This is a genomic window from Streptomyces luteolus, assembly GCF_029968015.1.
GTDB lineage: Bacteria > Actinomycetota > Actinomycetes > Streptomycetales > Streptomycetaceae > Streptomyces > Streptomyces luteolus.
Genome location: NZ_JASCIS010000013.1, coordinates 116,698 through 143,320, shown reverse-complemented (window position 1 = coordinate 143,320; position 26,623 = coordinate 116,698). Strand labels below are relative to the sequence as shown.

23 protein-coding genes, 1 pseudogene and 1 riboswitch are annotated in these 26,623 nt (G+C 71.4%); of the genes and pseudogenes, 13 read left to right on the top strand and 11 right to left on the bottom strand.

The annotated features are described in order from the left end of the window. Positions 1-316: 316 nt before the first annotated feature. Both QIT00_RS38930 and QIT00_RS15425 read right to left on the bottom strand, forming a co-directional pair. A pseudogene (locus tag QIT00_RS38930) lies at positions 317-4,445 on the bottom strand (putative T7SS-secreted protein); the annotation flags it as partial. Then, a complete protein-coding gene (locus tag QIT00_RS15425) occupies positions 4,445-5,011 on the bottom strand; it encodes a hypothetical protein (protein ID WP_282535821.1) in 567 nt (188 codons plus the stop codon). The pseudogene QIT00_RS38930 and the gene QIT00_RS15425, both read right to left, overlap by 1 nt. Positions 5,012-5,121: 110 nt before the next feature. On the opposite strand from QIT00_RS15425, the gene QIT00_RS15420 reads away from it, so the two are divergent. Beyond that, entirely contained in the window at positions 5,122-5,391 is a 270-nt protein-coding gene (locus tag QIT00_RS15420; protein WP_282535820.1) for a type II toxin-antitoxin system Phd/YefM family antitoxin, read from the top strand. A 13-nt stretch (positions 5,392-5,404) separates the two neighbouring features. Next, positions 5,405-5,842: a PIN domain-containing protein gene (locus tag QIT00_RS15415; RefSeq protein ID WP_282535819.1), complete on the top strand. Its 438-nt coding sequence runs from the start codon at positions 5,405-5,407 to the stop codon at positions 5,840-5,842. Positions 5,843-5,863: 21 nt separating this feature from the next. On the opposite strand, the gene QIT00_RS15410 is transcribed toward QIT00_RS15415, so the two are convergent. Beyond that, positions 5,864-6,805 carry an N-acetylmuramoyl-L-alanine amidase gene (locus QIT00_RS15410; protein WP_282535818.1) on the bottom strand — a complete coding sequence of 314 codons (942 nt, stop codon included), beginning with the start codon at positions 6,803-6,805 and terminating at the stop codon, positions 5,864-5,866. A gap of 43 nt (positions 6,806-6,848) precedes the next feature. Then, positions 6,849-7,472 carry a class I SAM-dependent methyltransferase gene (locus tag QIT00_RS15405; RefSeq protein ID WP_282535877.1) on the bottom strand — a complete coding sequence of 208 codons (624 nt, stop codon included), beginning with the start codon at positions 7,470-7,472 and terminating at the stop codon, positions 6,849-6,851. A gap of 283 nt (positions 7,473-7,755) precedes the next feature. On the opposite strand from QIT00_RS15405, the gene QIT00_RS15400 reads away from it, so the two are divergent. Next, positions 7,756-8,583 (top strand): hypothetical protein, encoded by an 828-nt coding sequence (locus QIT00_RS15400; RefSeq protein ID WP_282535817.1) that lies wholly within the window; start codon positions 7,756-7,758, stop codon positions 8,581-8,583. A 160-nt stretch (positions 8,584-8,743) separates the two neighbouring features. After that, positions 8,744-9,754 carry an LLM class F420-dependent oxidoreductase gene (locus QIT00_RS15395; protein WP_282535816.1) on the top strand — a complete coding sequence of 337 codons (1,011 nt, stop codon included), beginning with the start codon at positions 8,744-8,746 and terminating at the stop codon, positions 9,752-9,754. Positions 9,755-9,761: 7 nt separating this feature from the next. Here QIT00_RS15395 and QIT00_RS15390 read toward each other — a convergent pair whose 3' ends face one another. Continuing rightward, positions 9,762-10,346, bottom strand: coding sequence for a hypothetical protein (locus QIT00_RS15390; protein WP_282535815.1), 585 nt, complete (start codon positions 10,344-10,346; stop codon positions 9,762-9,764). A 121-nt stretch (positions 10,347-10,467) separates the two neighbouring features. Between QIT00_RS15390 and QIT00_RS15385 the strand changes: the two genes are divergently transcribed. Further along, positions 10,468-10,758, top strand: coding sequence for a hypothetical protein (locus QIT00_RS15385; RefSeq protein WP_282535814.1), 291 nt, complete (start codon positions 10,468-10,470; stop codon positions 10,756-10,758). A 267-nt stretch (positions 10,759-11,025) separates the two neighbouring features. Here the strand turns inward: QIT00_RS15385 and QIT00_RS15380 are convergent, their stop codons facing one another. The 3 genes from QIT00_RS15380 to QIT00_RS15370 all read right to left on the bottom strand — a co-directional run bounded on the left by QIT00_RS15380 (position 11,026) and on the right by QIT00_RS15370 (position 14,352). Further along, entirely contained in the window at positions 11,026-12,111 is a 1,086-nt protein-coding gene (locus QIT00_RS15380; RefSeq protein WP_282535813.1) for a prenyltransferase/squalene oxidase repeat-containing protein, read from the bottom strand. After that, positions 12,108-12,860 (bottom strand): class I SAM-dependent methyltransferase, encoded by a 753-nt coding sequence (locus tag QIT00_RS15375; protein ID WP_282535812.1) that lies wholly within the window; start codon positions 12,858-12,860, stop codon positions 12,108-12,110. Before QIT00_RS15375 ends, QIT00_RS15380 begins: the two co-directional genes overlap by 4 nt. A gap of 133 nt (positions 12,861-12,993) precedes the next feature. Continuing rightward, positions 12,994-14,352 carry a glycosyltransferase family 4 protein gene (locus QIT00_RS15370; RefSeq protein ID WP_408909776.1) on the bottom strand — a complete coding sequence of 453 codons (1,359 nt, stop codon included), beginning with the start codon at positions 14,350-14,352 and terminating at the stop codon, positions 12,994-12,996. 223 nt (positions 14,353-14,575) lie between these two features. On the opposite strand from QIT00_RS15370, the gene QIT00_RS15365 reads away from it, so the two are divergent. Continuing rightward, positions 14,576-15,211, top strand: coding sequence for a TetR family transcriptional regulator (locus tag QIT00_RS15365; RefSeq protein ID WP_282535811.1), 636 nt, complete (start codon positions 14,576-14,578; stop codon positions 15,209-15,211). A 21-nt stretch (positions 15,212-15,232) separates the two neighbouring features. Here the strand turns inward: QIT00_RS15365 and QIT00_RS15360 are convergent, their stop codons facing one another. Both QIT00_RS15360 and QIT00_RS15355 read right to left on the bottom strand, forming a co-directional pair. Continuing rightward, entirely contained in the window at positions 15,233-15,466 is a 234-nt protein-coding gene (locus QIT00_RS15360) for a ferredoxin (protein ID WP_282535810.1), read from the bottom strand. Between the two features lie 9 nt (positions 15,467-15,475). Further along, the gene (locus tag QIT00_RS15355) at positions 15,476-16,933 is read right to left on the bottom strand and encodes an aldehyde dehydrogenase (RefSeq protein WP_282535809.1); all 1,458 of its coding nucleotides are present in this window, start codon (positions 16,931-16,933) and stop codon (positions 15,476-15,478) included. A gap of 225 nt (positions 16,934-17,158) precedes the next feature. Between QIT00_RS15355 and QIT00_RS15350 the strand changes: the two genes are divergently transcribed. The 7 genes from QIT00_RS15350 to QIT00_RS15320 all read left to right on the top strand — a co-directional run bounded on the left by QIT00_RS15350 (position 17,159) and on the right by QIT00_RS15320 (position 25,199). Then, positions 17,159-18,211: an MBL fold metallo-hydrolase gene (locus QIT00_RS15350; protein ID WP_282535808.1), complete on the top strand. Its 1,053-nt coding sequence runs from the start codon at positions 17,159-17,161 to the stop codon at positions 18,209-18,211. A gap of 308 nt (positions 18,212-18,519) precedes the next feature. Then, positions 18,520-18,609, top strand: a riboswitch (cobalamin riboswitch). A gap of 110 nt (positions 18,610-18,719) precedes the next feature. Further along, positions 18,720-19,937, top strand: coding sequence for a prenyltransferase/squalene oxidase repeat-containing protein (locus tag QIT00_RS15345; RefSeq protein WP_282535807.1), 1,218 nt, complete (start codon positions 18,720-18,722; stop codon positions 19,935-19,937). Beyond that, positions 19,934-20,611, top strand: a complete 678-nt coding sequence (locus QIT00_RS15340; RefSeq protein WP_282535806.1) for an SCO2322 family protein — start codon at positions 19,934-19,936, stop codon at positions 20,609-20,611. Before QIT00_RS15345 ends, QIT00_RS15340 begins: the two co-directional genes overlap by 4 nt. A gap of 35 nt (positions 20,612-20,646) precedes the next feature. Then, positions 20,647-21,834: a CbiQ family ECF transporter T component gene (locus QIT00_RS15335; protein ID WP_282535805.1), complete on the top strand. Its 1,188-nt coding sequence runs from the start codon at positions 20,647-20,649 to the stop codon at positions 21,832-21,834. Continuing rightward, a complete protein-coding gene (locus tag QIT00_RS15330) occupies positions 21,831-23,537 on the top strand; it encodes an ABC transporter ATP-binding protein (RefSeq protein ID WP_282535804.1) in 1,707 nt (568 codons plus the stop codon). The genes QIT00_RS15335 and QIT00_RS15330 overlap by 4 nt, the downstream gene beginning before the upstream one ends. Next, positions 23,534-24,403 carry an ECF transporter S component gene (locus QIT00_RS15325; RefSeq protein ID WP_282535803.1) on the top strand — a complete coding sequence of 290 codons (870 nt, stop codon included), beginning with the start codon at positions 23,534-23,536 and terminating at the stop codon, positions 24,401-24,403. Before QIT00_RS15330 ends, QIT00_RS15325 begins: the two co-directional genes overlap by 4 nt. Before the next feature lie 352 nt (positions 24,404-24,755). Then, entirely contained in the window at positions 24,756-25,199 is a 444-nt protein-coding gene (locus QIT00_RS15320) for an aggregation-promoting factor C-terminal-like domain-containing protein (protein ID WP_282535802.1), read from the top strand. A gap of 175 nt (positions 25,200-25,374) precedes the next feature. Here QIT00_RS15320 and QIT00_RS15315 read toward each other — a convergent pair whose 3' ends face one another. After that, on the bottom strand, positions 25,375-26,544 hold the full coding sequence (locus QIT00_RS15315) for a steroid 3-ketoacyl-CoA thiolase (RefSeq protein ID WP_282535801.1): 1,170 nt from the start codon (positions 26,542-26,544) through the stop codon (positions 25,375-25,377). Positions 26,545-26,623 lie beyond the last annotated feature (79 nt).

The following is a 26,623-nucleotide window of genomic DNA, read 5'->3' as shown; positions in this document are numbered from 1 at the left end:
GTATCTCACCCAACTCCCGGGCTGCACCATTGGCACCATGGCAAGTAACGAGTTGGATAGGGCCACCCCGATAGTGGGGATTCTCCAGCACCGCATCAGCGATTTGCTGCGGGTGAGTTATCATCCCATCGACTCGAAAGTTTCCAAGGTCATCGCCGGGCACGATGACATCGTGCCCGGCGGCACCAGTTGACCGTCCGAGGTTCTCCAAAGTATTGACATCACTCCCGATCGCCGTAGCCGTCTCTGTGTGTCTGACATCAGCCCCGTTCGCCAAAAATGAGTCCATCGGCGAGGCGCCGTGAGGGCGGCAGGCGGCGAGTCCGAGAGGGTCAGCCCAGGTATGTGGATTACGAATGTAGGTGACCGGGTTGGGCGCCGGAGCAAGCCCCAGGGGGTCCGGGGTAAAATATCGGGCATTTTCTGGATCGTAATAGCGATAGAAATCGTAATGGAGGTGAGTTTCGGGGTCGAAGTATTGCCCAGGAAACCGCAGCGGCGTATAAGCCGACCCCCCACGCGCCCAAACCGTAGTCCCCCACAGAGTGGACCGTGCACGCCACGCCAACTCTCCCTGCTCATCAACAAGTTCAGTCGGCGCACCCATCAGATCCGTGACGATGGCGAAGAAGCGCTGATCGACCTCGTCGTCGGAGAGGTGCTTGCGTTCCGTCTGGGCCAGCGGGCGCAGGTCGTCGTGGTCCCAGGTGAGGGTCAGCGCATTCGGGGCCTCCGCACTGCGGCTGGTCTGTTCGCAGAGAACCGTGCCGTCCCACGTGAAGGCGACCTCCTCCACCACCGCACCCGAACCGTCCGAAGCCAACCGCTGCTTCGCGATGCGGCGGCCCAGAGGGTCGTACAGGTACCGCCACCGGACCCCGTCCGGAGTGACCACCGACGTCAGGCGGTCCTCCGCGTCCCACTCGTAGCGCCGTGTCCGGCTTGCGCGACAGGCGGGTCTTCTGGCGGAGGACCACTCGGCCCTGGGCGTCGTGTTCGTAGCGGACGCCGCCCGCCGTGCGGATGCGTGTGCCTGAGTACGTGCGCGGGCCCGTCGCGTCCTGGCTGCCCGGCATCGGGGAGGGCCAGGAGGCGTCGGTCTGGTTGCCGGCCTCGTCGTACGCGTACGTCTCCGTCCAGCCCGCCGCGCGGACCGCCGTGACCCGGCCCACCGCGTCCAGGTCGAAGTGGCGGTGCCGTTCAACTGGTCGTCGATGCGGGTGAGATGGCCGTCGGCGCGGTAGCCGTACGACCTCTGCTGGATCGGGGCCCCAGCCGCCCCTGCCCCGGTCACCGTCTGCGCGGTCAGGCGGCCCAGCGGGTCGTACGTGTTGGACAGCTCAAGAGCATCGCCGACGCGGCGGGTCAGTTCGCGGCCCGACGCGTCATGGTCGAACGTGATCGTCCGGCCGGACGTCGTCAGCTCCGTGCGGTTGCCCGCCGCGTCATACGTCCAGCTGCTGTGTGCCCCGGACGGAGTCGTACGGCCCACTCGGCGGCCCAGCGTGTCGTACTCGTACGACAGTCGACGCCCGTTGACCGTCTCGTACTTGAGGCGGCCGTCCCTGTCCCGGAGGAGTTCCAGCGTCGCGTCCGGGCTGTGGGCTTCCGCCAGCTGATCCGTCAGGTCGTACGCGAACGTCGTGACGCTGCCCGCCGCGTCCTTCCGCGTGATCTGGCCGAGAGTGTTGCGCTCGAACGTGATCGTCTCGCCCAGGCCGTTCGTCCGGGAGACCAGCCTGCCTGCCGCGTCATGCGCGTACGTCAGCGTGCGGTCGTCGAAGTCCGTCTCGGAGGTGAGGCGGCCTGCGGGGTCGTAGGTGTAACTCCAGCTCAGTCCCTGTGGGTTGGTGACCTCCGTCAGGCGCAGTTCCGCGTCGTGCGCGAACTCGTAGCGCACCCCGTCCGGGCCCGTACGGGCCGCCAGCAGGTCGAAGTGCGTGTACTCGAAGCGAGTCACCCCGCCCATCGGGTCGGTGTGCGTCGTGCAGTTGCCCTCGCCGTCGTACGTCCAGGACTCCGACGAACCGTCGGGGGCCGTGCGGCGCGAGAGCTTGCCCTCGACCGTCCACTCCAGGTGCGTCACCGCACCCAGCGGGTCGGTCACCCGCAGCGGACGACCGGACGCGTCACGGTCGTAGCGCGTCACCGCGCCCAGCGGGTCCACGACCTCCACCGGCAGACCCGCCGCATCGCAGCGGACCCGGGTCGTTGCGCCCAGGGCGTCCGTCACCGAGGCCAGGTGGCCTGCCTCCGTGTACGCGTAACGCGTCGTCGTGCCGGTCGGGGCCGTCACCGCCGTCCGGTTACCCCGCTCGTCGTAGGAGTGATGCCACACTGTGCCATCGCCACGCACCACCCTTACAGGGAGGCCGAGTTCGTTGTACTCGGCCTGCGTCTCGCGACCGTCGGCGCGCGTTGCGGCCGCCAAGTGCCCGTTCTCGTCGTAGCGGTACGAGGTGGTGTACCCGAGCGGATCTGTGTGGGTCAGCAGGCGGTTGTAGCGGTCGCGTTCGTAGCGGGTGACCGCCCCCAACGGGTCCACTTCCGCCACCACCTGGTGCCGGTCGTTGATCAGGTAGCGGCGTTCGTGCCCCTCACCCGTCACCGCCCGGGTGACCCGCAGCCCCGTCGCCGGGTCCGTGTCGTCGTAGCGCAGGCGCAGCGCCATGTGGCCCTCGGCGCCGCCCTCCGCCACACAGCGGTCCCGGTCGTCGTACTCGTACGCGTAGCCGCGGCCGTTCGTATCCGTCCAGGACGTGACCCGGCCCGATGCGTCGTACGTGAACTGCAGTGGCAGGCCCGACGAGTTGGTGACCTCGGTGAGGTTGCCGGCCTCGTCGTATCCGTAGGTGAGGAGTTGCTGGTCCGTGCCGTCGGGTGCCGCGCCCGCCAGGTGGAGCCCGTAACTCGCCCGTCGGCCGTCGTGAGCCGGAGGCGGTAGCCACCGCAGTGGTTGATCTCCGTCGGCGTCGCACGAGAACGTGATCCAGTTGCCGTTGCGGTCGTCGATCTGCTCGATCACCGACAGGTTCGCGCCCCGGTCTGCAAAGTGCCGGACGCGGCCGGTCTCCGGGTCGGTGACCGTGTACCCCGCCCCGTCCTCGGCCCGGTCGAGCGGCCAGCGCGGGCCGTGGCTCGGCATGACCGGGACGCCGGGGCAGGGTTACGTCGGTCTGCGGCAGGTACATCTTGCCGGTGGCGAGGTCGATCGGGTCGGTGCCGCCCGACTCGACGGAGTCGCCGTCGCGCGCGGGTTTCGCCGGGTCCTCTTCGACGGTCTCCCGCGGGCCCCTCTTGCCGCCGCTCTCGGCCAGGTCCGTGCCCGTCTTCAAGCCGTGGCGCAGCGCGCTGCGGGCCAAGCCTGCACCCTTGGTGCCGAGCAGCTCAGGTACAAGGCGCCCCAGCCCCTCGGCCGGGTCCTTCTTGAATCCGTCGATCGCGGCCTTCACCGCGCGGTCGGTATGCGCCGCGGTGGACACGAGCCCGCTGGCCGTCAGGCTCAGGTTCTGCATGTACGCAGCCGGGTGCGTGATGTTGTACGGGTCGAAGGGGATGAGGCCGCGGGCTGTCGTGCCGATGCCCGTCGCACCCTTGACCACACCTCCCACGAAGTGCTCCAGCTGCACCCCATTGCGTACGACGTGGTCCTGAAGCTGCATTCCGACCTGGTCCAGGGCCGACGGCTCGGCCGGCGCGTGGGTGAGCGCCTCGTGCACCGAGGCCGCGGCCACCCGTCCCATGTCGTCCCGCTGGCGCCGGGCCTCCTCCAGCATCTCGGCGGCCCGCTTCTGGTCGGCCGCACCCGGGTCGGAGAACGGCTCCGGTCTCGGCCCAGGGTCGCGTTGCTCCGCGACCGCTGCGTTGTAGGCGTCCACACGCTTGTTGTACGAGGAGACCGCCTGCTCCGACTCCTGCTTGCCCCGCTTGTACAGGGCTATGGCGTCCTCGGCCTGCCGCTGGGCCCAAGTGACCGTCTCAGCGAAACGGTTCAGAGCCTCGGCGGCCCTGCCGCAGGAGTCCGCGGCGTGCAGCCACTTCGTCGGATGCATGTCGAACGCGCCGCGGAACGCCTCGGCCGCCTCGCCGCGCCAGTTCGACGAGTCGAGGCCGCGCATTCCGCTGCCGACCCGCTCGAACGCGTCGTGGAAGTCCTTGAGGTGTGCGGCCGTCTCTTGGATCGCCGCCGGGTCCCCGTGCACCAGCTGCTTCGGGGTGTCGGTCGTACCGAGGCTGTCCTCCTTGACGTGCGCGCCGAGGTCGGAGGCGACGCCGTCTCCCCAGCCCTCGACCTCGTCCGCCGCGCCTTCGGCGCCCACGTAGTCCAGGCCGTCGGCAACCACGTCGGTGCCTGAGTCGACCAGTTGGCCCGCTCCCTCCTTGAGGGCGCCGACTCCACTTTCGAGATTGCCGAGGCCGGCGTTGATCGCATCACCGATGCCCATCAGCCCTGCGCCCCCTGCTCCCCGCCCTCAAGAGCCTCCCGCTCGGCTGCCTTGGCCCGCTCCTCCGGGGACGGACCGAAGTACTGGTCGAGGGACCTCTCGTACTGCTCCTCGCTGATCCCGCTGCTCTCCAACGCCTGATCCCTAGCCAGCCCGCCAACACTCATATCCGACGTCGCGACGTCCCGCCCCGCGTCCTTCCAGCCCTGAGCCATGTTCGCCCCGGCCTCTTCGAACGACTTCTGGCTGTAGTCGGGGTCGGCGAAGGCGTGGTTCCCCCAGACCTGGTCCCAGCTCTGGGCGGTGACCTCTTCCTCCGTCGCGTGCGGGTTGCCCATCAGGGCGTTCGCACCGATCTTGAAAGTGCCGTCGATGTACTGCTCGTTCTCGTAATACGCCCCAGCAGCGAGGCCCACTCCCTGAGCAAATTTGTCGCCCTCGGCGAGGAGTGCGCGTACGCCCCATTCCCAGCGCTCGCAGAACTCCTCGAACGCCGCGGTCAGTTGGACATGCCCCAGCTGTACGCCCGTCAACGCGATGCTGTCGAAGCCTCGGCCGGTCAGCACATCACCGGCCGAGCCGGCGGATCCCCAGCGTCAGCCCCGCCCCGGTAGCCGGATCTCGCGCCTCGACGCACCCTCTGGCCTGCCCGTACTACGCGTACTACAGTGGTGCCATGACCCACAGCGTGCCGATCAGAGAGCTCAACCAGGACACGGCGGGTGTCGTCGCGCGCGTAGAGGCCGGAGAGGTCCTGACGATCACGCGCAACGGCCGGCCGATCGCCACCTTGTCGCCCCAGGGGATCCAGCCTGCGGAGGTTGTGTACCCGTTCCGGACTGACCCGATGGGCCCGATCGACGATCTGCCTACGTTCGACGGGCCGGATCTCACGGACGACGAGATCGGCGACACCTTGCGCGGCATGGGCGGCGACGTTGACTGAGCAGAGCGTTGCCGTGGCAATCGGCGACACCAACGCCCTGTTCCGGCTGTTCACGGCCTCCAGCAAGGGCCACGCCGAGCACCGTGCAGGTCTGGGCCGGATCGGGCACCTGGTCATCTCTCCCATGGTGCTGGCGGAGCTCGACTACCTCCTGACCGAACGCGTCAGCGCCCATGCAGCGTCCGCGGCCCTGGAGTTCATCAGCAGGCGGATCGACGGCAAGCGCTTCGAAGTGCCCTCCGTACAGCCCCACTTGCACACCGCGCGTGCCGTGATGGACGGCTACCGCACCTTGGACGGCGGCAAGGGCATCGGCCTTGCGGACGCCATGAACGTCGCACTGGCCGCGCACTACCGCACGGCGGACATGTTCACGTCCGACCGTCACTTCCGGGTCGTACGCCCGCTGGACCAGCACCCCGCGTTCCGGCTCCTGCCGGAAGACCTCTGAGGAGCGCCGCCGACGGCGGCCTCAGGCCCTCAGGAACTCCGCAACCCCCGCCGAGATCCCCTTCGCCGCCTTCTCCCGCCACCCCGCGCTCGTGAGGAGCGCCTCGTCCTTGGGGTCGCGCATGTTGCCGCACTCCAGGAACACTTTCGGGACCTTGGAGAGGTTGAGGCCGCCGAGGTCGGTGCGGGTGTCGAGGCCTGTGCCGTCGCCGATGTAGTTGGAGGGGGCGCTTCCGGTGGCCCGTACGAAGCTGCCCGCGAGGCGTTCGCCCAGGTCGCGGGAGGGGCCGACGATCTCGCCTGTGTCCGCGGCGCCCGCGTCGACCTTGCCCGGCATGATCACGTGGAAGCCTCGGTTGCCCTCGCCCGAGCCGTCCGCGTGCAGGGAGATCACGGCGTCGGCGTCCGCCTTGTTGCCGATCCGGGCGCGTTCGTCCACACAGGGGCCGAAGGGGCGGTCACCGTCCTGGGTGAATTTCACGGTCGCGCCCTGCTTCTCCAGGAGCGTACGGACCTTGCGGGCCAGGTCGAGCGTGAACTCGGCCTCGCTGTAGCCGTCGTTGGTGGCCGTGCCCGTGGTGTCGCATTCCTTCTTGTTCGTACCGATGTCTACGACGCGGGCGATGTCGGCCGTACGGTTCCGGTTGTTCGGGTTGTGGCCCGGGTCGATGACGACCGTCTTGCCGGTCAGTTCGCCGGTGTCGGCGGGCTGGGACTTCGAGGGCGACGCGGACCGCTCCGGCTGTGCGGACGGCGCCGGATTCTTCCCGCTCCCGTCGGACGCGCCCGGCGCCGCCCCCTCGGACCCCGATCCGCCCGATCCGCCCCCGCTCTGCCACAGCAGGAAGCCCACGAGCCCCACAGGGACCAGCGCGGAAACGGCGACAAGGCCGACGCGGCGCCGGGGGCGGTGTGCGGCGGTCGCGAAGGCGGGCGAAGGGTTGTCCGGATCGTCGTACGACACGAGACCGAGCCTAACGAAACGCCCCGTGGCGGCCGGACGCCCCTTACACCCCCGCCGCCACCCGCCGCAGCACCCGCAGGGACCCGTGCGCCGAGACCTCCTCGAACGCGCCGGAGTCGAGTGCCCGCAGGTAGACGCGGTACGGGGCCTGGCCCGTGAACTCGTCCACCGGGTCCGGGAACACGTCGTGGATGAGGAGGAGCCCGCCCTCGGCGAGGTGCGGCGCCCAGCCCTCGTAGTCCGCGCTCGCGTGCTCGTCGGTGTGGCCGCCGTCGATGAAGACGAGGCCGACCTCGCCGCCCCAGACCGCCGCCACCTGCGGCGAACGTCCCACGACCGCGATCACGTGCTCCTCCAGGCCCGCCCGGCGCAGGGTGCGCCGGAAGGTGGGCAGCGTGTCCATGAGGCCGAGCTCCGGGTCGACCACCTCCGGGTCGTGGTACTCCCAGCCGGGCTGCTGCTCCTCACTGCCGCGGTGGTGGTCGACGGTGACAGCTGTCACACCGCAGGCGCGCGCCGCGTCCGCGAGCAGCACGGTGGAGCGCCCGCAGTACGTGCCGACCTCGACCAGCGGCAGCCCCAGCGCACCGGCCCGCACGGCGGCCGCGTACAGCGCGAGACCTTCGTCGGCCGGCATGAAACCTTTCGCGGCCTCGAAAGCGTCCATGATCTCGGGCTTCGGCGCCGACGGGACAGCGGATGCGGGGACGGTCACAGCGGATGCGGGGACGGTCACAGAGGCCTCCTGGAATGCGTGAACGGGGCGGTGCGGAGCTCGTGAACTGGGCAGATCACGGTCAGGTGGCGGTCTTTATACCGACCAGACACCCCGGCCCGCCGGGCGATATTGTCATCCGTACGATGGGGGGTCATCCAAACCCCCACGCTTCGCACCCCGCGTACCGGCGACAGCGACGCCTGACGACTCGACCATCTACGAAGGACCTGAAGTGAACTTCCGCTCTCTCACTCGAGGCGACGCAGTGGTGATCGGAGCAGCGGTGTTGCTGTTCATCGCCTCTTTCCTCAACTCCACCAGCGGCGACTCCGGCTACTCCGTCACCCCGTGGGAGTTCCTCGGCAACGCCATCGGTCTCTACATGGTGGGGATCATCGGAGCGGCCCTGATCGTCGTGAACCGCGCGCTGCCGCAGCCGCGCAAGGTCGCCGGAATCGAGCTCGGCCACATCGGCATCGTGCTGACGATCTCGACCGCCTGGACGTTCTTCTGGACGATCCTCGACGCCTCGGGCGCCGGTCCGGCCCTGATCCTCGGCCTCATCGCCTCGCTCGCCCTCGCCGGCGGCGCCGTCGCCACCCCGCTCGTCCCGGCCCTGAGCGCCGACCTGATGGGCGCCCCGAAGCCGCAGCCGATGTACGGCGGCCAGCCGCAGCCGGGCGGGTACGGCTACCCGGGCGCCCAGCAGGGCCAGCCCTACCCCGGTCAGCAGCAGCCCTTCGGCGGCCAGCAGGTCCCGGGCCAGCAGCAGGCCGCCCCGCAGGACCACAGTCAGGGCCAGGGCCAGGGTCAGGGCCAGGCCGCCCAGACCCAGGCGCCGGCTCAGGCGCAGGCGCAGGGTGACTTCGCCCCGTTCTGGTTCGCGGTGCCCGTGCAGCGCCCGCTGTACGCCGAGGACGGCAACCCCACCCCGATCGCCGAGCTGGCGCCGGGCACCTGGTACCTCGCGGTCGAGCAGCGCGGCCCCGGCCTGGTGGCCCAGACGCAGGACGGCCGTCGCGGCGTGCTGCAGGACACCACGGGCATCCAGCGCGGCTGACCCCACGCCACCGCGGAGCCTTCGCGGCCCCCTGTTCCCCGTACGGAAGTACGGGCGGCAGGGGGCCGTTGCCATGTCGCCCGCACTTCCGTACAGTCGCCCCACCACACCGGAACTGACGCACCGTCAAAAACGTCAAGAACCGTGTACGGGAGGGCAGATGCGGCTCGGGCTCGCACTCGGCTACTGGGGGCGCGGCCCCGACGCGGAGCACCTCGCCCTTGCACGGGAGGCCGAGCGGCTCGGCTACTCCTCCGTGTGGACGGCGGAGGCCTGGGGCTCGGACGCGTTCACCGCGCTGACCTGGATCGCCGCGCACACCTCGACCATCGAACTCGGCACGGCCGTCGCGCAGATGGCGGCCCGCACGCCGACCGCCACCGCGATGCACGCCCTCACCCTCGACCACCTCTCCGGCGGCCGCATGGCCCTCGGCCTCGGCCTCTCGGGACCGCAGGTGGTGGAGGGGTGGTACGGACGGCCGTTCCCGCGCAGTCCGCTCACGGCGACCCGCGAGTACGTGGACGTGATCCGCCAAGTCCTGCGCCGCGAGGGCCCGGTGACGCTCGACGGGCGCTTCCATCCGCTCCCGTACGACGGCGACGACGGCACCGGACTCGGCAAGCCGCTCAAGCCGATCACCCACCCGCTCCGCGCCGACCTGCCGGTCTTCCTCGGCGCGGAGGGCCCGAAGAACATCGCGCAGACGGTACGGATCGCCGACGGCTGGCTGCCGCTGTACTGGTCGCCGCTGCGGACGGATGTGTACGAGGCGTCGCTCGACGGCGTACGGGACGGGTTCCGGATCGCCCCCATGGCGCGGGCCAAGGTCTGCGAGGACGTGGCCGAAGGGCTGCTTCCGGTGAAGGCGATGCTCGGCTTCTACATCGGCGGGATGGGCCACGCGGCGAAGAACTTCCACGCCGACCTGATGGCTCGTATGGGGTACGAGGCCGAGGCGCGGCGCATCCAGGACCTGTTCGCCGAGGGCCGCCGCGAGGAGGCCGTGCTCGCCGTGCCGGACGCGTTCGCCGACGAGATCTCGCTGGTCGGCCCGCGCGAGCGGATCGCGGAACGCCTTGAGTTGTGGCGCAAGGGCCCGGTGACGGACCTCCTGGTCCTCGCGCCGGACCGTCGGACCCTGCGGGTCCTGGCGGAGCTCAACGGCTGAAGGCTCCTCAGCCGCCGGTCAGTTGGGACATCGACGGCACCTTGTCCTTCACGGGTGCGCCCGCGTCCTTGCCCGCGTCCTTCACGGAGTTGATGACGTCGTCGAAGACCCCGGCCGCGTCGTCCGCGCCGTCGCCCTTGCGGAGCTTGGCCGGCAGGTCCTTGAGGGACTCGATGCCCGCGGCGAGCGGGGCCACGGCCTTGGAGAGGAGCGGGTCGCCCTTGGCGTTCTTCACGGCCGCCTTGAGCCGGTTGTACGCGAACGCGCCCGCGAGCCCCGCCTTGACCAGCGTGAACTTCCGGCCCTTCGCGCCCTTCTTGAACTTGCCGTCGCGGGCGGGCTTCACGATCCACTGGTAGGTGGCGCCCGCGGCGAGGCCCGCGTTGGCCACGAACCGGGCCTTCGCGAACTTCTGCTTCTCGGTCGTGGACGTCGGCGTCGGTGCGGCGACCGCCGCGCCCTTCACGTCCGCTGCCTCCTTGCCGGAGGACCCGCAGGCGGTGCCGCCCGCGACGAGCGCACAGCACAGGGTCAGGGCGAGGAGCAGGTGCTTCGGGCGGGATATCGGTACGGGGCGGGTGTTGCTGGACACGTCGGAACCTCCGGGGGCCGATGAAAGTGGACCTTCCTCAAACTCACCCGGCCCCCCGCGCTGCGCCACTCGGGCGAGCCCGAACGGGTTTATGGGGGCGGTATCCGGTCAGGGATCTGTCATGACCACGCACCGGAACGGCACAGGTAAGGCCAGTACCGCCGTGGCTGTCGTCGCGGACGTGCTGGCCGCCATTCTCGCCCTGTGGATCCTGATGTATCTGCTGTCCGCCAACCCGGACAACGACCTGGTCCAGGTCGTACGCGAGTCCGCCCGCTGGCTCGCCGGCTGGTCCCACGACCTGTTCACCTTCGACGCGGCCTGGGCCCGGGTGGTCGCGGGCTACGGCCTGGCCGCCGTGGTCTACCTCCTCGTCGGCCACATCGCGGCGGACCGCATCCGCAGGCTCTGACCCGCCCCGACAGGGGCGCGGGGCTGTGACATTTGCGGCTTCGCCGCGGGGCGCGACCGGCCACGACGGCGGGAAAGCTGAACGGCGGGCCCGGAGGGGCTGTTTTTAGGGGCGCGGGGAACTGCGCATCTTTTAGGGGCGCGGGGCTGTGACATTTGCGGCTTCGCCGCGGGGCGCGACCAGCCACGACGGCGGGAAAGCCGAACGACGAAGCGGGGAACGGGGCGCAGCCCCGAAGCGGGGGTCGGAGGGGGCTACGCCCCCTCCTCAGCAGCAGTCCGGCTCAAGCCCCGCCGGCAGGCGATCCGTACCGAAGACCGCGCACGTCGCCTCGTGCCCCCCGAGCGCCGCCACCGCGAGCAGCAGCGCGCCCGCCGTCCAGGCCGTCTGCTCCTCGGGCCAGACCGCCGCGTCCTCGAAGACGTACCCCGTCCAGTACAGGCCGGTGCTCTCGTCCCGCAGGTGGCCGATGGACTTGAGGATCTCCAGGGCGCGGTCGGACTCCCCCATCACCCAGAGGGCGAGCGCGAGTTCGGCGCTCTCGCCGCCGGTGACCCACGGGTTCGGCACGACGCAGCGGACCCCGAGGTCCGGCACCACGAAGCGGTCCCAGCTCTCCTCGATACGGGCCTTCGCCGCCGGGCCGGTGAGCGCTCCGCCGAGGACCGGGTAGTACCAGTCCATGGAGTAGCGGTCCTTGTCGAGGAAGCGCTCGGGGTGCCGCCGGATGGCGTGGCCGAGCGCGCCGGCCGCCAACTCCCAGTCGGGCTGCGGCTCTTCGCGCGCCTCGGCGATGGCGAGGGCGCAGCGCAGCGCCTGGTGGACGGAGGAGCAGCCGGTGAGCAGCGCGTCCGTGACGACGGTGCCGCCGTCCTCGTTCTCATCGGCGGGGTTTCGCTTCCAGCCGATCTCGCCGCCGGGCTGCTGCAGGGTGAGGACGCACTCGACCGCCGAGACGACCGTCGGCCACATCCGGTCGAGGAACGCGTCGTCGCCGGTGGCGAGGTGGTGGTGCCAGACGCCGACGGCGACGTACGCGCAGAAGTTGGACTCCACGCTCCGGTCGGTGGGCCGGTCCGCGTCCCCGTCGGCGTACGCCGCGTACCAGGAACCGTCCGGGTTCTGGTGCCGGGCCAGCCAGTCGTAGGCGCGGGCCGCGGCCTCGTGCTCGCCGGCCGTGTCGAGGGCCATGGCGGCCTCGACGTGGTCCCAGGGGTCGAGGTGGTGGCCGCGGAACCAGGGTATGGCGCCGTCGTCGCGCTGCCCGGCGCGGATGCCGCGGACCGTCTGCGCGGCCTGCTCGGCGGTGAGCACCCCGGGCAGGACGAGATGGTCGGTACGGGGTGTCGTCACGAAGCGTCCGCCACGGCCGCCTCGGGCAGCTTCGGCAGGTGCGGCTTGGTCGCGTAGGCCACGAAGCTCTTGCCGATGAGCGGGTTGAGGGCCTGCTCGGCGACGCGGGTCGCGAGCGGCTTCTTCATGATGTCCCAGACCAGGAGCTTGTGGTACGCGCGCACCGGCAGCGCCTTATCGTTGTCGACTCCGAAGGCGCACTTCAGCCACCAGTACGGGGAGTGCAGCGCGTGCGCGTGGTGCGTGCCGTACGGCTTGAGCCCGGCCTCCTTCATCCGGCCGAGCAGTTCCTCCGCCTTGTAGATGCGGATGTGGCCGCCCTCGACCTCGTGGTACGCGTCGGAGAGCGCCCAGCAGACCTTCTCCGGGCCGTAGCGCGGCACGGTCACGGCGATCCGGCCGCCGGGCTTGAGGACCCGGACCATCTCGGCGAGCACGCCCTTGTCGTCGGGGATGTGCTCCATCACCTCGGAGATGATGACGACGTCGAACGACTCGTCGGGGAACGGGAGTTGGAGCGCGTCCCCCTCCATGGCGGTGGCGGTCGCGCCCGCGGGGGCCTCCCCGGCCTCCTTCATGGCGGCGAACCACTTGGCGACCTCGCGGATCTCCTCCGCGTTCTGATCCAGCGCCACGACGTGCGCACCGCGCCGGTAGCACTCGAAGGCGTGCCGCCCGGCACCGCACCCCAGATCGAGGACACGGTCGCCCGCGGCGAGCGGGAAGCGGGTGAAGTCGACGGTCAGCAAAGGGTCCTGCCTTCGGGGTTGAAAATTGAGCCCGTCCGGCGCTTGAGGACGAGCCCGGAGGGCGACACGGGGTCCGGGGCGGAGCCCCGAGGCGGTCCGTAGGACTTTCGGGAAGGGGCGGGGAGGGGAAAAGTCATCGCGCAACCCCCGCACGCGGCGCAGCCTCCATCGCCGCCCGATACCGCTCAGCCGTCCCCGCCGCAGCCCGCGCCCAGGTGAACCTGGAAAGGACCCGCTCCCGGCCCGCAGCCCCGAGGCGCAGCCTCAACTCCCGGTCCCCGAGCACCCGGCACAGCGCAGCGCTCAGCGCCCCCGCGTCCCCGGGCGGCACGGCCAGGCACGTGCGGCCGTCCTCACCGGCGACCTCCGGAATGGCCCCGCCGGTCGTGGCGACCAGGGCCGTCCCCGTCGCCATCGCCTCCGCGGCGGGCAGCGAGAACCCCTCGTACAGCGACGGCACGCACGCGACCTGCGCGCTGCGCATCAGGTCGGCCAGTTCCCGGTCGGAGATGCCCTTCACGAACTCGACGGCGCCCTCCAGGCCGTACCGCTCGATGGCCGCGGCGACCGGCCCGTCCTCGGCGCGCTTGCCGACGACGACGAGATGCGCGCCGGGCTGCTCGGCGCGCACCTTGGCGAGCGCCTCGACGAGATGGATCAGGCCCTTGAGCGGTACGTCGGCGCTGGACGTCGTCACGATCCGCCCCGGCACCTCCGCCACCGCCGGGTCGGGCGAGAAGAGGTCGCTGTCGGCCCCGATGTGCACGACGTGGACGCGGTCCGCGCGTACGCCGAGGTGGTCGACGATCTCCCGGCGGGAGGTGCCGGAGACGGTGAGCACGGAGGGCAGCCGGCGGGCGACGCGCTTCTGCATGCGCGTGAAGCCGTACCAGCGGCGCTTCGACAGGCGGCCCATCCAGTCCGCGGCGGCGTCGATCTCCAGCTGCCGGTCGACGGTGATGGGGTGGTGGATGGTCGTCACGAGCGGCGCGCCGATCGCCGAGGGGCCGCCCAGGAGCCCGTACCCGAGCGTCTGGTTGTCGTGCACGACGTCGAACTCCCCGCGGCGGGCGGCGAGATGGCGGCGGGCGCGCAGCGAGAACGTGAGCGGTTCGGGGAAGCCGCCGGTGCGCATCGTGGCGAACTCGACCGCGTCCACCCAGTCCCGGAACTCCGCGCGCTTCGGGGTGCGGAACGGGTCGGGGCTGCGGTACAGGTCGAGGCTGGGCAGCTCGGTGAGCGGGACGCCCTCGTCGAGCACGGGGTAGGGCTGGGCGCCGATCACCTCGACGTGGTGGCCGAGGCGGGCGAGCTCGCGGGAGAGGTGGCGTACGTACACACCCTGGCCGCCGCAGAACGGGTTCCCTTTGTAGGTGAGCATCGCGATCCGCAGCGGGCGGTCGCCGCCCCGCTTCGCGGTCGTGCCGGAGCCCGTGCGGGATCCCACCGCACAGCCCGTTCCGGGGCCTGTCTCCATGGCCTCAGCGGTCACGCGCGGCCCCCTTCTCCCTGCGGCTCCCGCGACACTACGTCGGGACGCTAACCTAGAACAAGTTTCAGACTTGATCGCTTGAGGAGCATCGAATCTACCGGCAGGTAACGACACCGGAAGGCCTGGATCAGGTGATTCGCGCCACGGCGGAGCCCCTGCCATGCTGTGCTCCTCGCGGGCCGGGACCCCAGGCTCCCGGGATCGGCACCACGGAACGGGACATATGACTGCGGAAGTGGAAGTGAAGGACTCCGGCGCGGCATCCCCTCCCCTGACCGAGCGTCAGGAAGCCCGGCGACGCCGCATCCTGCACGCCAGTGCGCAACTGGCCAGCAGGGGCGGGTTCGACGCGGTGCAGATGCGCGAGGTCGCCGAGGCAGCGGGCGTCGCCCTCGGCACGCTCTACCGCTACTTCCCGTCCAAGGTGCACCTGCTGGTCGCGACGATGCAGGACCAGCTCCAGCACATGCACACGACGCTGCGCAAGCGCCCGCCCGCCGGGGACGACGCGGCCGAGCGGGTCGCCGAGACGCTGATGCGGGCCTTCCGCGCCCTGCAGCGCGAGCCGCACCTGGCCGACGCGATGGTCCGCGCCCTGACCTTCGCGGACCGCTCGGTCTCCCCCGAGGTCGACACGGTCTCCCGGCTCACCACGGCGATCATCCTGGACGCGATGGGCCTGGACGCCGAGCCGACGCCGCAGCAGCTGTCCGCGGTCCGGGTCATCGAGCACACCTGGCACTCGGCCCTGATCACCTGGCTGTCGGGGCGGGCCTCGATCGCCCAGGTGAAGATCGACATCGAGACGGTGTGCCGGCTGATCGACCTGACGACGCCGACGGGGCGGGGCGCGCGGTAGCCCCGCCCCTTCCTCGTACGGCTACTCCTCCGGAGGAAACACCGGTTCGCCCGTCCCGAGGACCGTGATGGCGATCGCCTCCACCGGGCACCCCTCCGCCGCCGCGAGCACCTCCTCGTCGGCGTCCGTCTCCGGAGAGACCGGGTGGGACTGCCGCGCCGAGTCCAGCCTGAACCCCTCAGCGGCAGCGTTCACGCACATCCCGGAGCCGATGCACAGGCTCCGGTCCACCTCGACCTGCCAGCGGTCACCCATCGGGACACCTCACCCCTCATAGCCGGACGGCAGGTGGATCATCTTGTGCTCGAAGTACTCCCCGTACCCCTCGGGCCCGAACTCCCGCCCCAGGCCGGAGTTCTTGTAGCCGCCGAAGGGGCCGAGCATGTCGAGGCTGAAGGTGTTGACGCTGTACGTGCCGGTGCGGACCCGCCGTGCGATGTCGATGCCGCGCTCGACGTCGGCGGTCCACACACTGCCCGAGAGTCCGTACTCCGAGTCGTTCGCGATCTTCACGGCCTCGGCCTCGTCGCCGTACGGCAGGAGGCAGATCACCGGGCCGAAGATCTCCTCGCGGGCGATCCGCATGGAGTTGTCGACCTCGCCGAAGAGGGTGGGCTCCACGTACCAGCCCTTGTCCAGGCCCGCCGGACGGCCGCCGCCCGCGAGGACCTTGGCGCCCTCCTCCTGGCCGATCCGGATGTAGTCGAGGGAGCGCTGCTGCTGGCGCCGGGCGACGAGCGGGCCGAGTTCGGTGGCCGGGTCCAGCGGGTCGCCGACCTTCAGCCCGGAGGCCGCCGCGGCGAAGGCCTCGGCGAACTCGTCGTAGCGGGAGCGCGGTACGAGGATCCGGGTCTGGGCCACGCAGGCCTGGCCGTTGATCATCCAGGCGAAGGGCGCGATGCCCTGCACGACGGTGCTCGCGTCGGCGTCGGGCAGCACGACGGCGGCGGACTTGCCGCCCAACTCCAGGGTGACGTGGGTGAGTTGCCGGGAGCAGACCTCCATCACGCGCTTGCCCGCGGCGACCGAGCCGGTGAACGAGACCTTGTCGACCCCGGGGTGCCCGACGAGGTACTCGCTGACCTCGCGGTCGGCGGGTATGACCGAGAGCACCCCCTCGGGCAGCCCGGCATCGGCGGCGATCCCGGCGAGCAGATAGCCGTCGAGCGGCGTCTCGGGCGAGACCTTGAGGACCACGGGACAGCCCGCGAGCAGCGCGGGCGCGAGCTTGGCGGCGGCGGTGAACTGCGGGACGTTCCACGGCACCACGGCCGCCACGACCCCCACGGGCTCGCGCCGGACGAGCAGCTTGCCGAGCACGCCGTCGCGCTTCTCCTCGTACGTGAAGTCGCGGGCGGTGGTGATGGCGGAGTCCCAGACCATCATCGCGGCGAGGGCCTGGACCATGACGCTCGACGTGTACGGGGTGCCGTTCTGGCCGCTGATGACGCGGGCGATCTCCTCGTGCCGGACCGCGAAGGCGTCCTTGATCCGGGTGACGACCTCGATCCGCTCGTCGAGCGTCATGCGCGGCCAGGGTCCGTCGTCGAAGGCGCGGCGCGCGGCGGCGACGGCCCGGTCCACGTCGGCGGGCGCGGCGTGCGGCACCCGCCCGACGACTTCCTCGGTGTGCGGGGAGATCACCTCGATGACGTCCCTGCCGAGGGGGTCCACCCACTCCCCGCCGATGAACAGCTTCTGATGCTCCACGAGCTCGGTCATGGCCGGTTTCCTCCCGGGGGACGTACCGTTTCTGACGCGCTTTCAGAACTGATACCAGTTCTAGTTACAGGAGTCCACGGCCCGGACACGCGCGAGGCACGCCCTCGCGAACTCGCCTGCAAAAGAGGTGCGTTGAGCGACCATTGGAACTGGTTCTAGTTATAGTGGCCGTCGGGCCAGGACGCGTACCTGGTGCTGGCGCGCCAACCGCGGGGGGATGTCCTGATGACGACGGAACCGACGGTGATCGAGCACGGCGGCGGAGTGTGGAGCATCAAGGTGCCCATCCCGGACAACCCGCTCGGCCACACGCTCGTCCATCTCCTCGACACCGACCGCGGACCCGTCCTCGTCGACACCGGCTGGGACGACCCGGACTCCTGGGACACCCTGGCCGCGGGGCTCGTGGCGTGCGGAACGGCGGTCGAGGATCTGCACGGCGTACTCGTCACGCATCACCACCCCGACCACCACGGCCTCTCCGGGCGCGTGCGCGAGGTCTCCGGCGCGTGGATCGCGATGCACGCCGCCGACGCCCATGTCGTACGCCGCACCCGCGCGCAGCAGCCCGCCCGCTGGCTCGACTACCTCGCCGGGAAGCTCGCCGCCGCCGGGGCGCCCGACGAGCACCTCGCACCGCTGCGCGCGGCCCGCTCCTCCGGCCGGATGCGCACCCTGCCGGGGCTGAACGCCGCCCTGCCCGACCGGGAGATCGTCCCCGGCGAACTCCTCGACCTCGCGGGCCGCCGCCTGCGCGCGATCTGGACGCCGGGCCACACCCCGGGCCACGTCTGCCTGCACCTCGACGAGGAGCACCCCACCGGGCGGCCCGGCCGCGGCCGGCTCTTCTCCGGCGACCACCTGCTGCCCGGCATCACCCCGCACATCGGCCTGTACGAGGACCCGGACGACGCCGCTGCCACAGTGATCGATCCGCTCGGCGACTATCTGGACTCCCTGGAGCGGATCGGCCGGCTCGGCGTCGCGGAGGTGCTGCCCGCGCACCAGTACGCGTTCACCGACTCCCGGGCCCGCGTCGAGGAACTCCTCGACCACCACGAGGCCCGCCTGCGCGACCTGCGCGAACTCCTCTCCGCTCCGCTCACGCCCTGGCGGATCGCCGAGCGCATGGAGTGGAACCGCCCCTGGGACGAGATCCCGCACGGTTCCCGCACCATCGCCGTCTCCGAGGCCGAGGCCCACCTGCGCCGCCTGGTGAAACTGGGGCTCGCGGAGGTCGTGCCGGGGAGTGAGCCGGTGTCGTACCGGGCGGTGTGAGGGTCTCTTGGGGCCGGGGGCTTTTTTTCTCCCCGCCCCGCCCCTTCCCGAAAGACTGCCGTCCGCTTCATCGTTCGGCTGACCCGCTGTCGTGGCTGGTCGCGCAGTTCCCCGCGCCCCTATAAAAAGCCAGCCCCTCCGGCGTTTGAGATGGGGGTCCCCCCTGCTCGAGCGAAGCCGAGAGCTTGGGGGAGGGGTCTGGGGCGGAGCCCCAGTTCGGGAAGGGGCGGGGTGGGGAAGAAGAAAGCGCCACGGCCCGCGTGGGTGACCGACCGGTACAGTGGGCGGGTAATCACACGCCCGTACGGGGGGAAGCCGGTGGAAAACCGGCGCTGACCCGCAGCCGTGAGCCGACCGCGAGCACGAGCACGAGCACGCTTCGGCGAGCCGGAATGCCCCGCACAGGCGTGCGCTCCCCGTCGCACCGTCGAGGTATACGGAGCCGGAGCTCGGTCCCCCGCGCGGGCCCGTGCCCCTGCTCCCCGCAGGAGAGGCACCCGCCCCGATCATGAACGTTCGCCGTAGCGCGGCCGCCGCCGCTGCCACCGCAGTGCTCCTCACGGCCGCCGTGCCCGCCGCCCACGCGGCGGAGACGCCCTCGCCCAGCTCCTCGGCGGCGCTGCCGTCCGGCCTGTACGGCGACAAGGACCCGAAGTTCGACGGCGTCTTCCGGCAGTCGTACGCGCTGCTCGCGCAGGACTCCGTCGGCGTGAAGCCCGCGCGGAAGGCGGTGGACTGGCTGACCGGCCAGCAGTGCGACAGCGGCGGCTTCGCGGCGTTCCGGGCCGACCCGAGCGAGGCGTGCGACGCGAAGACGCAGGTCGACTCCAACTCCACGGCCGCCGCCGTACAGGCGCTCAGCGCGCTCGGCGGCCAGGACGCCACCGTCAAGAAGGCCGTCGACTGGCTGAAGTCCGTGCAGAACCAGGACGGCGGCTGGGGCTACAACCCCGGCCTGCCCAGCGACGCCAACTCCACCGGCATCGTCGTCGGCGCCCTCGTCGCCGCCGGGGAGAAGCCGGCCGAGGTCACGTCGCAGAAGGGCAAGTCCGCGCACGACGCCCTGCCGAAGCTCGCGCTCCCCTGCGGCAAGGGCGAGGACGGCGCGTTCGGCCTCGCCGACATGAAGACCGGCAAGCTCGCCCCCAACGCCGACGCCACCGCCGCCGGTGTCCTCGGCTCCCTCGACCAGGGCCTGGTCGTCAAGCCGGCCGAGAAGTCCGCGGAGCCCGCGAAGTGCGCCGCTCCGAAGGACGTGGCGCAGGCCGCGAAGAACGGCGCCGCGTACCTGGCCGGCCAACTCGCCGAGAACGACCACCTCACGTCCGCGATGCCGGGCTCCGAGGACCAGCCGGACTACGGCAACACGGCGGACGCCGTCGCCGCCCTGTCCGCGGCCGGCCTCGGCGACCAGGCGAAGAAGTCCACGGACTGGCTGAAGAAGAACGCCGCGAAGTGGGCCAAGGACAACGGCCCCGCCGCCTACGCCCAGTTGATCTTCGCCGCGCAGGCCGCGGGCGCGAACCCTAAGGACTTCGGCGCGACCGACCTGGTCCGCTCCCTCAACGCCACCGGCCCCGCCCCGCAGCAGGAGGACGCGGCGGCCGACGAGAAGAAGGACGAGGACAGCGGCCTCAGCCCGTGGTGGATCATCGGCGTCTTCTTCGTCGCCAGCGTCGGGTTCGGGTTCCTGCTGAGCGGCCGTAACAAGAAGAACCAGCTGTGAGGGCGAGGGTCGCGGCGCGCCGGGCGGTCCTGATCCTGCTCGCCTCCTGCCTGACCGTCCTCGTCGCCTCGCCCGCCCACGCCGCCGAGTACCGGTACTGGTCGTTCTGGTACCACCAGGACGGCGCCTGGCGGTACGCGACGCAGGGGCCGTCGACCGCCGAGCCCGCCGACGGGGACGTCGAAGGGTTCCGGTTCGCCGTGAGCACCAACTCGAAGGAGGCCACCACACCGCGCGGCGGCACGGACTTCGAGCGGATCTGCGCGGACACCGAAGCCAAGGCCGGCAGCAAGCGGATCGCGCTCGTCCTCGACTTCGGCACGGCCGAGGACGCCACGAAGGGGGAGGCGCCGCCGAAGCCGCGTACCGCCTGTGCGCGGATCCCCGAGGACGGCACGTCGGCGGAGGCCCTCGCCGCGGTCGCGAAGCCGCTGCGCTACGGCAGTGACGCACTGCTCTGCGCCGTCGCCGGCTACCCGCGGTCGGGCTGCGGCGAGCAGGTCTCCGCGGGCGGCGACGCGGAGAAGGCCGCGGGCGGCGACGAGGAGAAGGCCGCGCCCGACGCCCGGAAGACGGACGACGACGGGCCGTCCGTCGGACTGATCGCAGGCGTCGCCGCGGTACTGGCACTCGGGGGCGCCGCCCTGTGGCAGGCCCGCCGGCGCCGCGGCTGAGCGGTGGCGAGGATGCGTACGGACCGAGAGCAGTGATGCGTACGGAGAGCGGCAGGGAGAGCGGCAGGGAGAGCACCGCCGCGCGCCGCCGCGCCCTGCTCGCACCCGAGGCGAACCGCAGCAACGCCCTGCACCCGGGCGCCTGGTGGGTGTGGGCGCTCGGCCTCGGCACGGCCGCGTCGCGCACCACCAACCCGCTGCTGCTCGGGCTGCTCGTGGGCGTCGCCGGGTACGTGGTGGCGGCGCGGCGCAGCGAGGCACCCTGGGCGCGGAGTTACGGCGCGTTCGTGAAGCTCGGCCTGTTCGTGCTGGGCATCCGGCTCGTCTTCGCCGTCTTCCTCGGCTCCCCGATCCCCGGCTCACACACGCTGTTCACGCTTCCCGACGTCGATCTGCCCGAGTGGGCCCAGGGCGTCCGCATCGGCGGCCGGGTCACCGCCGAGACGCTGGTCTTCGCGCTGTACGACGGTCTGAAGCTGGCCACGCTGCTGATCTGCGTCGGCGCCGCGAACGCCCTCGCCAACCCGGCGCGGCTGCTGAAGTCCCTGCCGGGCGCGCTGTACGAGGCGGGCGTCGCCGTCGTCGTGGCCCTCACGTTCGCGCCGCAGCTGATCGCCGACCTGCGGCGGCTGCGCGCCGCCCGCCGCCTGCGCGGCCGCGCCGACCGTGGCGTGCGCGGGCTGCTCCAGGTCGGACTCCCGGTCCTGGAGGGCGCGTTGGAGCGTTCGGTGGCGCTCGCGGCGGCCATGGACGCGCGCGGCTACGGCCGTACCGCCGCCGTACCGCCCCTCGTCCGGCACACCACCTCCGTGCTCACGCTCGGCGGCCTGATCGGCATGTGCGCGGGTACGTACGGACTACTCGCCGCCGAAGGCGCCGCGTTCGGGCTTCCCGTGCTGCTCGTCGGGGTCGGGGCCGCGCTCGGCGGGCTCTGGCTCGGCGGCCGGCGCAGTGTGCGCACCCGCTACCGGCCGGACGTCTGGGGCGTGCGCGCCTGGCTCGTGTCCGGTTCGGGCATCGCCGTCGCGGCCCTGATGATCTGGTTCGCCTCGACCGATCCCGCGGCGCTCAGGCCCGGTGTCGTCCCGCTCGTCGCGCCGACGCTGCCGCTGGGGCCCGCGGCCTGCGTGCTGCTCGGACTGCTCCCGGCGTTCGTCGCCCCGGCGCCGCCCTCGGTATCCGCCCCCGTTCCTGCCCCGCCGCCTCGGAAGGAAGCACGATGATCCGCTTCGAGGACGTGTCCGTCACGTACGACGAGGCCGCCGCGCCGACCGTCGCCGGGATCGATCTCGCCGTACCCGAGGGCGAGTTGGTACTGCTCGTCGGCCCGTCCGGAGTCGGCAAGTCGACTCTTCTCGGCACGGTCAGCGGGCTCGTCCCGCACTTCACGGGCGGCACCCTGCGCGGCCGCGTCACCGTCGCGGGCCGGGACACCCGTACGCACAAGCCCCGCGAACTCGCCGACGTGGTGGGCACCGTGGGCCAGGACCCGCTCTCGCACTTCGTCACGGACACCGTCGAGGACGAACTCGCGTACGGCATGGAGTCGTTGGGCCTCGCCCCGGACGTGATGCGGCGCCGCGTCGAGGAGACCCTGGACCTGCTCGGCCTCGCCGACCTGCGCGAGAGGCCCATCGCCACGCTCTCCGGCGGCCAGCAGCAGCGGGTCGCCATCGGCTCGGTCCTCACCCCGCACCCGGAGGTCCTCGTCCTGGACGAACCGACCTCGGCCCTCGACCCGGCGGCCGCCGAGGAGGTCCTCGCGGTCCTGCAGCGCCTGGTCCACGACCTGGGTACGACGGTCCTCCTCGCCGAACACCGCCTGGAACGGGTCGTGCAGTACGCGGACCAGGTCCTGCTTCTGCCCGCACCGGGCGCGTCCCCGCTCCTCGGCACCCCGGCGGACATCATGGCGATCTCGCCGGTGTACCCGCCGGTGGTCGGGTTGGGGCGCACGGCGGGCTGGGAGCCACTGCCACTGACGGTGCGGGACGCGCGGCGTCGGGCGGGCTCGTTGAGGGAACACCTTCGTCACCGTGGTGGGCAGGCGTTCCGCAGGGCGGAACGGGTGGGCACCACCCCCGGTGCCGGGCACACTTCGCAACGGGCCTCCAGGTGGCCCACCTGGCTCAGCACACGTCGAGCGCAACGCACCCCGACCGAGGGCACCGCAGCCGTAACGGAAAACCTCGCGGTACGGCGGGGCCGCGTAGAAGCCCTCCACAAGGTGGACCTGAAGGTCACCCCCGGCGAAACCCTCGCCCTCATGGGCCGCAACGGCGCCGGAAAGTCCACCCTCCTCAACACCCTCGTAGGCGTACTCGAACCCACCACGGGCGCGGTACGCATCTCCGGCCGCACCCCGCACCGGACGACGCCCCGCGAACTGATCCGCCACGTCGGCCTCGTACCGCAGGAACCACGCGACCTGCTGCACGCCGACACCGTCGCCGCCGAGTGCGCCTCCGCCGACCACGACGCGGGCGCCGCACCCGGCACCTGCCGCGCCCTGGTCAGCGAGTTGCTGCCCGGCATCGCGGACGAGATCCACCCCCGCGACCTCTCCGAGGGCCAGCGCCTCACCCTCGCGCTCGCCGTCGTCCTGACCGCGCGGCCCCCGCTGCTGCTGCTCGACGAGCCGACGCGCGGCCTCGACTACGCGGCCAAGGCCCGCCTGGTCGAGCACCTCCAGGGCCTCGCCGACGCGGGGCACGCCATCGTGCTCGCCACGCACGACGTGGAGCTCGCGGCCGAACTCGCCCACCGCGTGGTGATCCTGGCCGACGGCGAGGTCGTCGCGGACGGCCCGACCGCCGACGTGGTCGTCTCGTCCCCGTCGTTCGCCCCGCAGGTCACGAAGATCCTGGCGCCGCAGAAGTGGCTGACGGTGGCGCAGGTCGAGGCGGCGCTGGTGAGCGACCGGTGACCGGCGGGGGTTTCGCGCGTCAGACCCGCGCCGTCCGCCTCGGCCCCAAGTCCGTGTGCGCCCTGCTCCTGGTGAGCGCGATCGGCGTGGCCGCGTTCGGCTGGCCGCTGCTCGCCGACGACACCTCGGGCGTGACCGCGCACGCGCAGGACGCGCCGTGGCTCTTCGCCGCACTGCTCCCGCTGCTCGTCGGGGTGGTCGCCGCGACCATCGCGGAGTCGGGGCTCGGCGCGAAGGCCGTCGCGATGCTCGGTGTGCTCGCCGCCGTGGGCGCCGCGCTGCGCCCGCTCGGCGCGGGCACGGCCGGCCTTGAGCCGATGTTCTTCCTGTTGATCCTGGCCGGGCGCGTCCTCGGTCCGGGCTTCGGCTTCGTGCTCGGCGCGGTCACGATGTTCGCCTCCGCGCTCCTGACCGGCGGCGTCGGCCCCTGGATGCCGTTCCAGATGCTGACGATGGCCTGGGTGTCGATGGGCGCGGGCCTGCTGCCCGGTGCCTGGGGGATGCTGCGCGGCCGCGCCGAGTTGGCACTGCTCGCGCTGTACGGGGCCGTGGCAGCGTTCGTCTATGGGTTCGTGATGAACATGTACGGCTGGACCACCGTGGCCGGCCTCGCCTCCGGCATCTCCTTCCAGCCCGGCGACCCGCTGCACGAGAACCTGGTCCGTTATCTCGCCTACTGCGTGGCCACCTCGCTCGGCTGGGACCTGGGCCGCGCCGTGATGACGGTCGTCCTGACCCTTGCCATCGGTCCGACGGTCCTGAAGGCGCTGCGCCGGGCCACCCGCCGGGCCGCTTTCGAGGCACCCGTCACATTCTCGTGCCCCGCCGACGAGGCCCAGGTCACAGTGCGCGAACCGCTTCCGTAGACACGCCCTTGCGGTGCGTAACGGAAACCGCCCTGCGAGGGTGAGCCCCCGCACAGGACCTTGGTCCTCCACTACGTGCCCTAGTAGGGCCTGAGCCGTGATCCACAGACCCCCTGAAATGGGCCCTGAGCTGCGCTGATGCCTCCGATATCAGAACTCGGGACTTATCGCCCCACATGCGACCACAACTAGTAAAAAGGGGCATTGCGGCGACGTGGCAGCCCTGCTTCTCTGGATGACGTCGCAGGGCGCCACGACCGCATCGGTCGCGGCGCCTGTGCATTGCCCCCGCCGCTCCCCCGAACGGCACCGGCATGCTCGCGGCCCCCCTGTCCCCGTTGGAAGGCTTTCCGTGACCGTCTCCGTTCTCCGCCGCGTCGCCACCCCGAAGAAGACCATCGCCGGTGCCGCCGTGGCACTCGCCGCCGCCGGCATGGCTCTCTCCTCGGCCCCTGCCCACGCCGCCGCTCCCGCGGCCGCCCCGGCCGCCGTGGCTCCCGCTGCCGCCGGGTCCCCGAAGGAGATCGCGAAGAAGATGATCCCGGACCAGGCCCAGTACGCCGCGTTCAGCAAGATCGTCTCGCACGAGAGCGGCTGGAACCCCTCCGCCTCCAACTCCTCGTCCGGCGCGTACGGCCTGGTCCAGGCCCTGCCCGGCTCGAAGATGGCCTCCGCGGGATCGGACTGGAAGACCAACCCCGCCACGCAGATCAAGTGGGGCCTGGACTACATGAACGACCGCTACGGCAGCCCGGTCGAGGCCTGGAACTTCTGGCAGGCGAACGGCTGGTACTGAACCGCTGGCCGCTTGTAGGTAGCGATTTGGCCTGGTTGGCCGCACCCCGCCTCGGGGTGCGGCCAAACTGCATACCCCGGCCAAATCCAGCCCCTCCGGCGCTTGAGGAGCGGGGGGGCGGGGGCGGAGCCCCCTGGGGTGCGGCCGTCGAGGGTGCCGCGCGTCGAGAGTGGCTCTAAAGCCGCTGCAAGATCGTCGCCGTGGCCAGTGCCCCGCCCGCACACATCGTGACCAGGGCGAACTCCTTGTCCCTGCGCTCCAGTTCGTGCAGGGCCGTCGTGATCATGCGGGCCCCGGTCGCACCCACCGGGTGGCCCAGAGCGATCGCACCACCGTTGACGTTGACCTTCTCCAGGTCCTGGTCGAAGACCTGCGCCCAGCTCAACACCACCGAGGCGAATGCCTCATTGATCTCGACCACGTCGATGTCCTTCAGGGACATTCCCGCCTTGCCGAGCACCGCCCGCGTCGCGTCGATCGGCCCGTCGAGGTGGAAGTGCGGGTCCGAGCCGACCAGGGCCTGCGCGACGATCCGCGCCCTGGGCTTCAGCTTCAGGGCGCGCGCCATCCGCTTCGACGCCCACATGATCGCCGCCGCGCCGTCCGAGATCTGCGAGGCGTTGCCCGCCGTGTGCACGGCGGTCGGCATCACCGGCTTCAGTCCGGCGAGCCCCTCCATCGTCGTGTCCCGCAGGCCTTCGTCCCGATCGACAAGGCGCCACATGCCCTGGCCCGCCGCCTGCTCCTCCTCCGTCGTCGGCACCTGCACGGCGAAGGTCTCGCGTTTGAAACGCTCCTCGGCCCAGGCGATCGCGGCCCGCTCCTGCGAGATCAGCCCGAGCGAGTCGACGTTCTCGCGGGTCAACCCCCGGTTGCGGGCGATGCGTTCGGCCGCCTCGAACTGGTTCGGCAGATCCACGTTCCACTCGTCGGGGAACGGCTTCCCGGGACCGTGCTTGGACGCCGCCCCCAACGGCACCCGCGACATGGCCTCCACCCCACAGCTGATCCCGACGTCCATCACCCCGGACGAGATCATGTTCGCGACCATGTGACTGGCCTGCTGCGACGAGCCGCACTGGCAGTTGACCGTCGTCGCGGCCGTCTCGTACGGCAGGCCCATGGTGAGCCACGCCGTACGCGTCGGGTTGGCGGACTGCTCCCCCGCCTGCGTGACCGCGCCGCCGACGATCTGCTCGACGCAGTCGGGCTGAATGCCGGTGCGGGCGAGGAGTTCGCGGTACGTCTCGCCGAGCAGGTAGGCCGGATGAAGGTTGGCGAGCGCACCTGAGCGCTTGCCGATCGGAGTGCGTACGGCTTCGACGATGACGGGTTCCGCGGCCATGAGCCAGTCCTCTCCTCGCACATCTCGCCCGTCCCGGGGCGATCCCGGCACCCCGCCATGCGACTCGCAGGCACGGACA

Excerpts from the sequence above, each read along its gene's own strand:
- QIT00_RS15350 (WP_282535808.1), top strand. The coding sequence starts at position 17,159 with ATGACGACGGAACCGACGGTGATCGAGCACGGCGGCGGAGTGTGGAGC.
- QIT00_RS15365 (WP_282535811.1), top strand. The coding sequence starts at position 14,576 with ATGACTGCGGAAGTGGAAGTGAAGGACTCCGGCGCGGCATCCCCTCCC.
- QIT00_RS15355 (WP_282535809.1), bottom strand. The coding sequence starts at position 16,933 with ATGACCGAGCTCGTGGAGCATCAGAAGCTGTTCATCGGCGGGGAGTGG.
- QIT00_RS15345 (WP_282535807.1), top strand. The coding sequence starts at position 18,720 with ATGAACGTTCGCCGTAGCGCGGCCGCCGCCGCTGCCACCGCAGTGCTC.
- QIT00_RS15420 (WP_282535820.1), top strand. The coding sequence starts at position 5,122 with ATGACCCACAGCGTGCCGATCAGAGAGCTCAACCAGGACACGGCGGGT.
- QIT00_RS15385 (WP_282535814.1), top strand. The coding sequence starts at position 10,468 with ATGACCACGCACCGGAACGGCACAGGTAAGGCCAGTACCGCCGTGGCT.
- QIT00_RS15330 (WP_282535804.1), top strand. The coding sequence starts at position 21,831 with ATGATCCGCTTCGAGGACGTGTCCGTCACGTACGACGAGGCCGCCGCG.
- QIT00_RS15335 (WP_282535805.1), top strand. The coding sequence starts at position 20,647 with ATGCGTACGGAGAGCGGCAGGGAGAGCGGCAGGGAGAGCACCGCCGCG.
- QIT00_RS15395 (WP_282535816.1), top strand. The coding sequence starts at position 8,744 with ATGCGGCTCGGGCTCGCACTCGGCTACTGGGGGCGCGGCCCCGACGCG.
- QIT00_RS15360 (WP_282535810.1), bottom strand. The coding sequence starts at position 15,466 with ATGGGTGACCGCTGGCAGGTCGAGGTGGACCGGAGCCTGTGCATCGGC.
- QIT00_RS15405 (WP_282535877.1), bottom strand. The coding sequence starts at position 7,472 with ATGGACGCTTTCGAGGCCGCGAAAGGTTTCATGCCGGCCGACGAAGGT.
- QIT00_RS15315 (WP_282535801.1), bottom strand. The coding sequence starts at position 26,544 with ATGGCCGCGGAACCCGTCATCGTCGAAGCCGTACGCACTCCGATCGGC.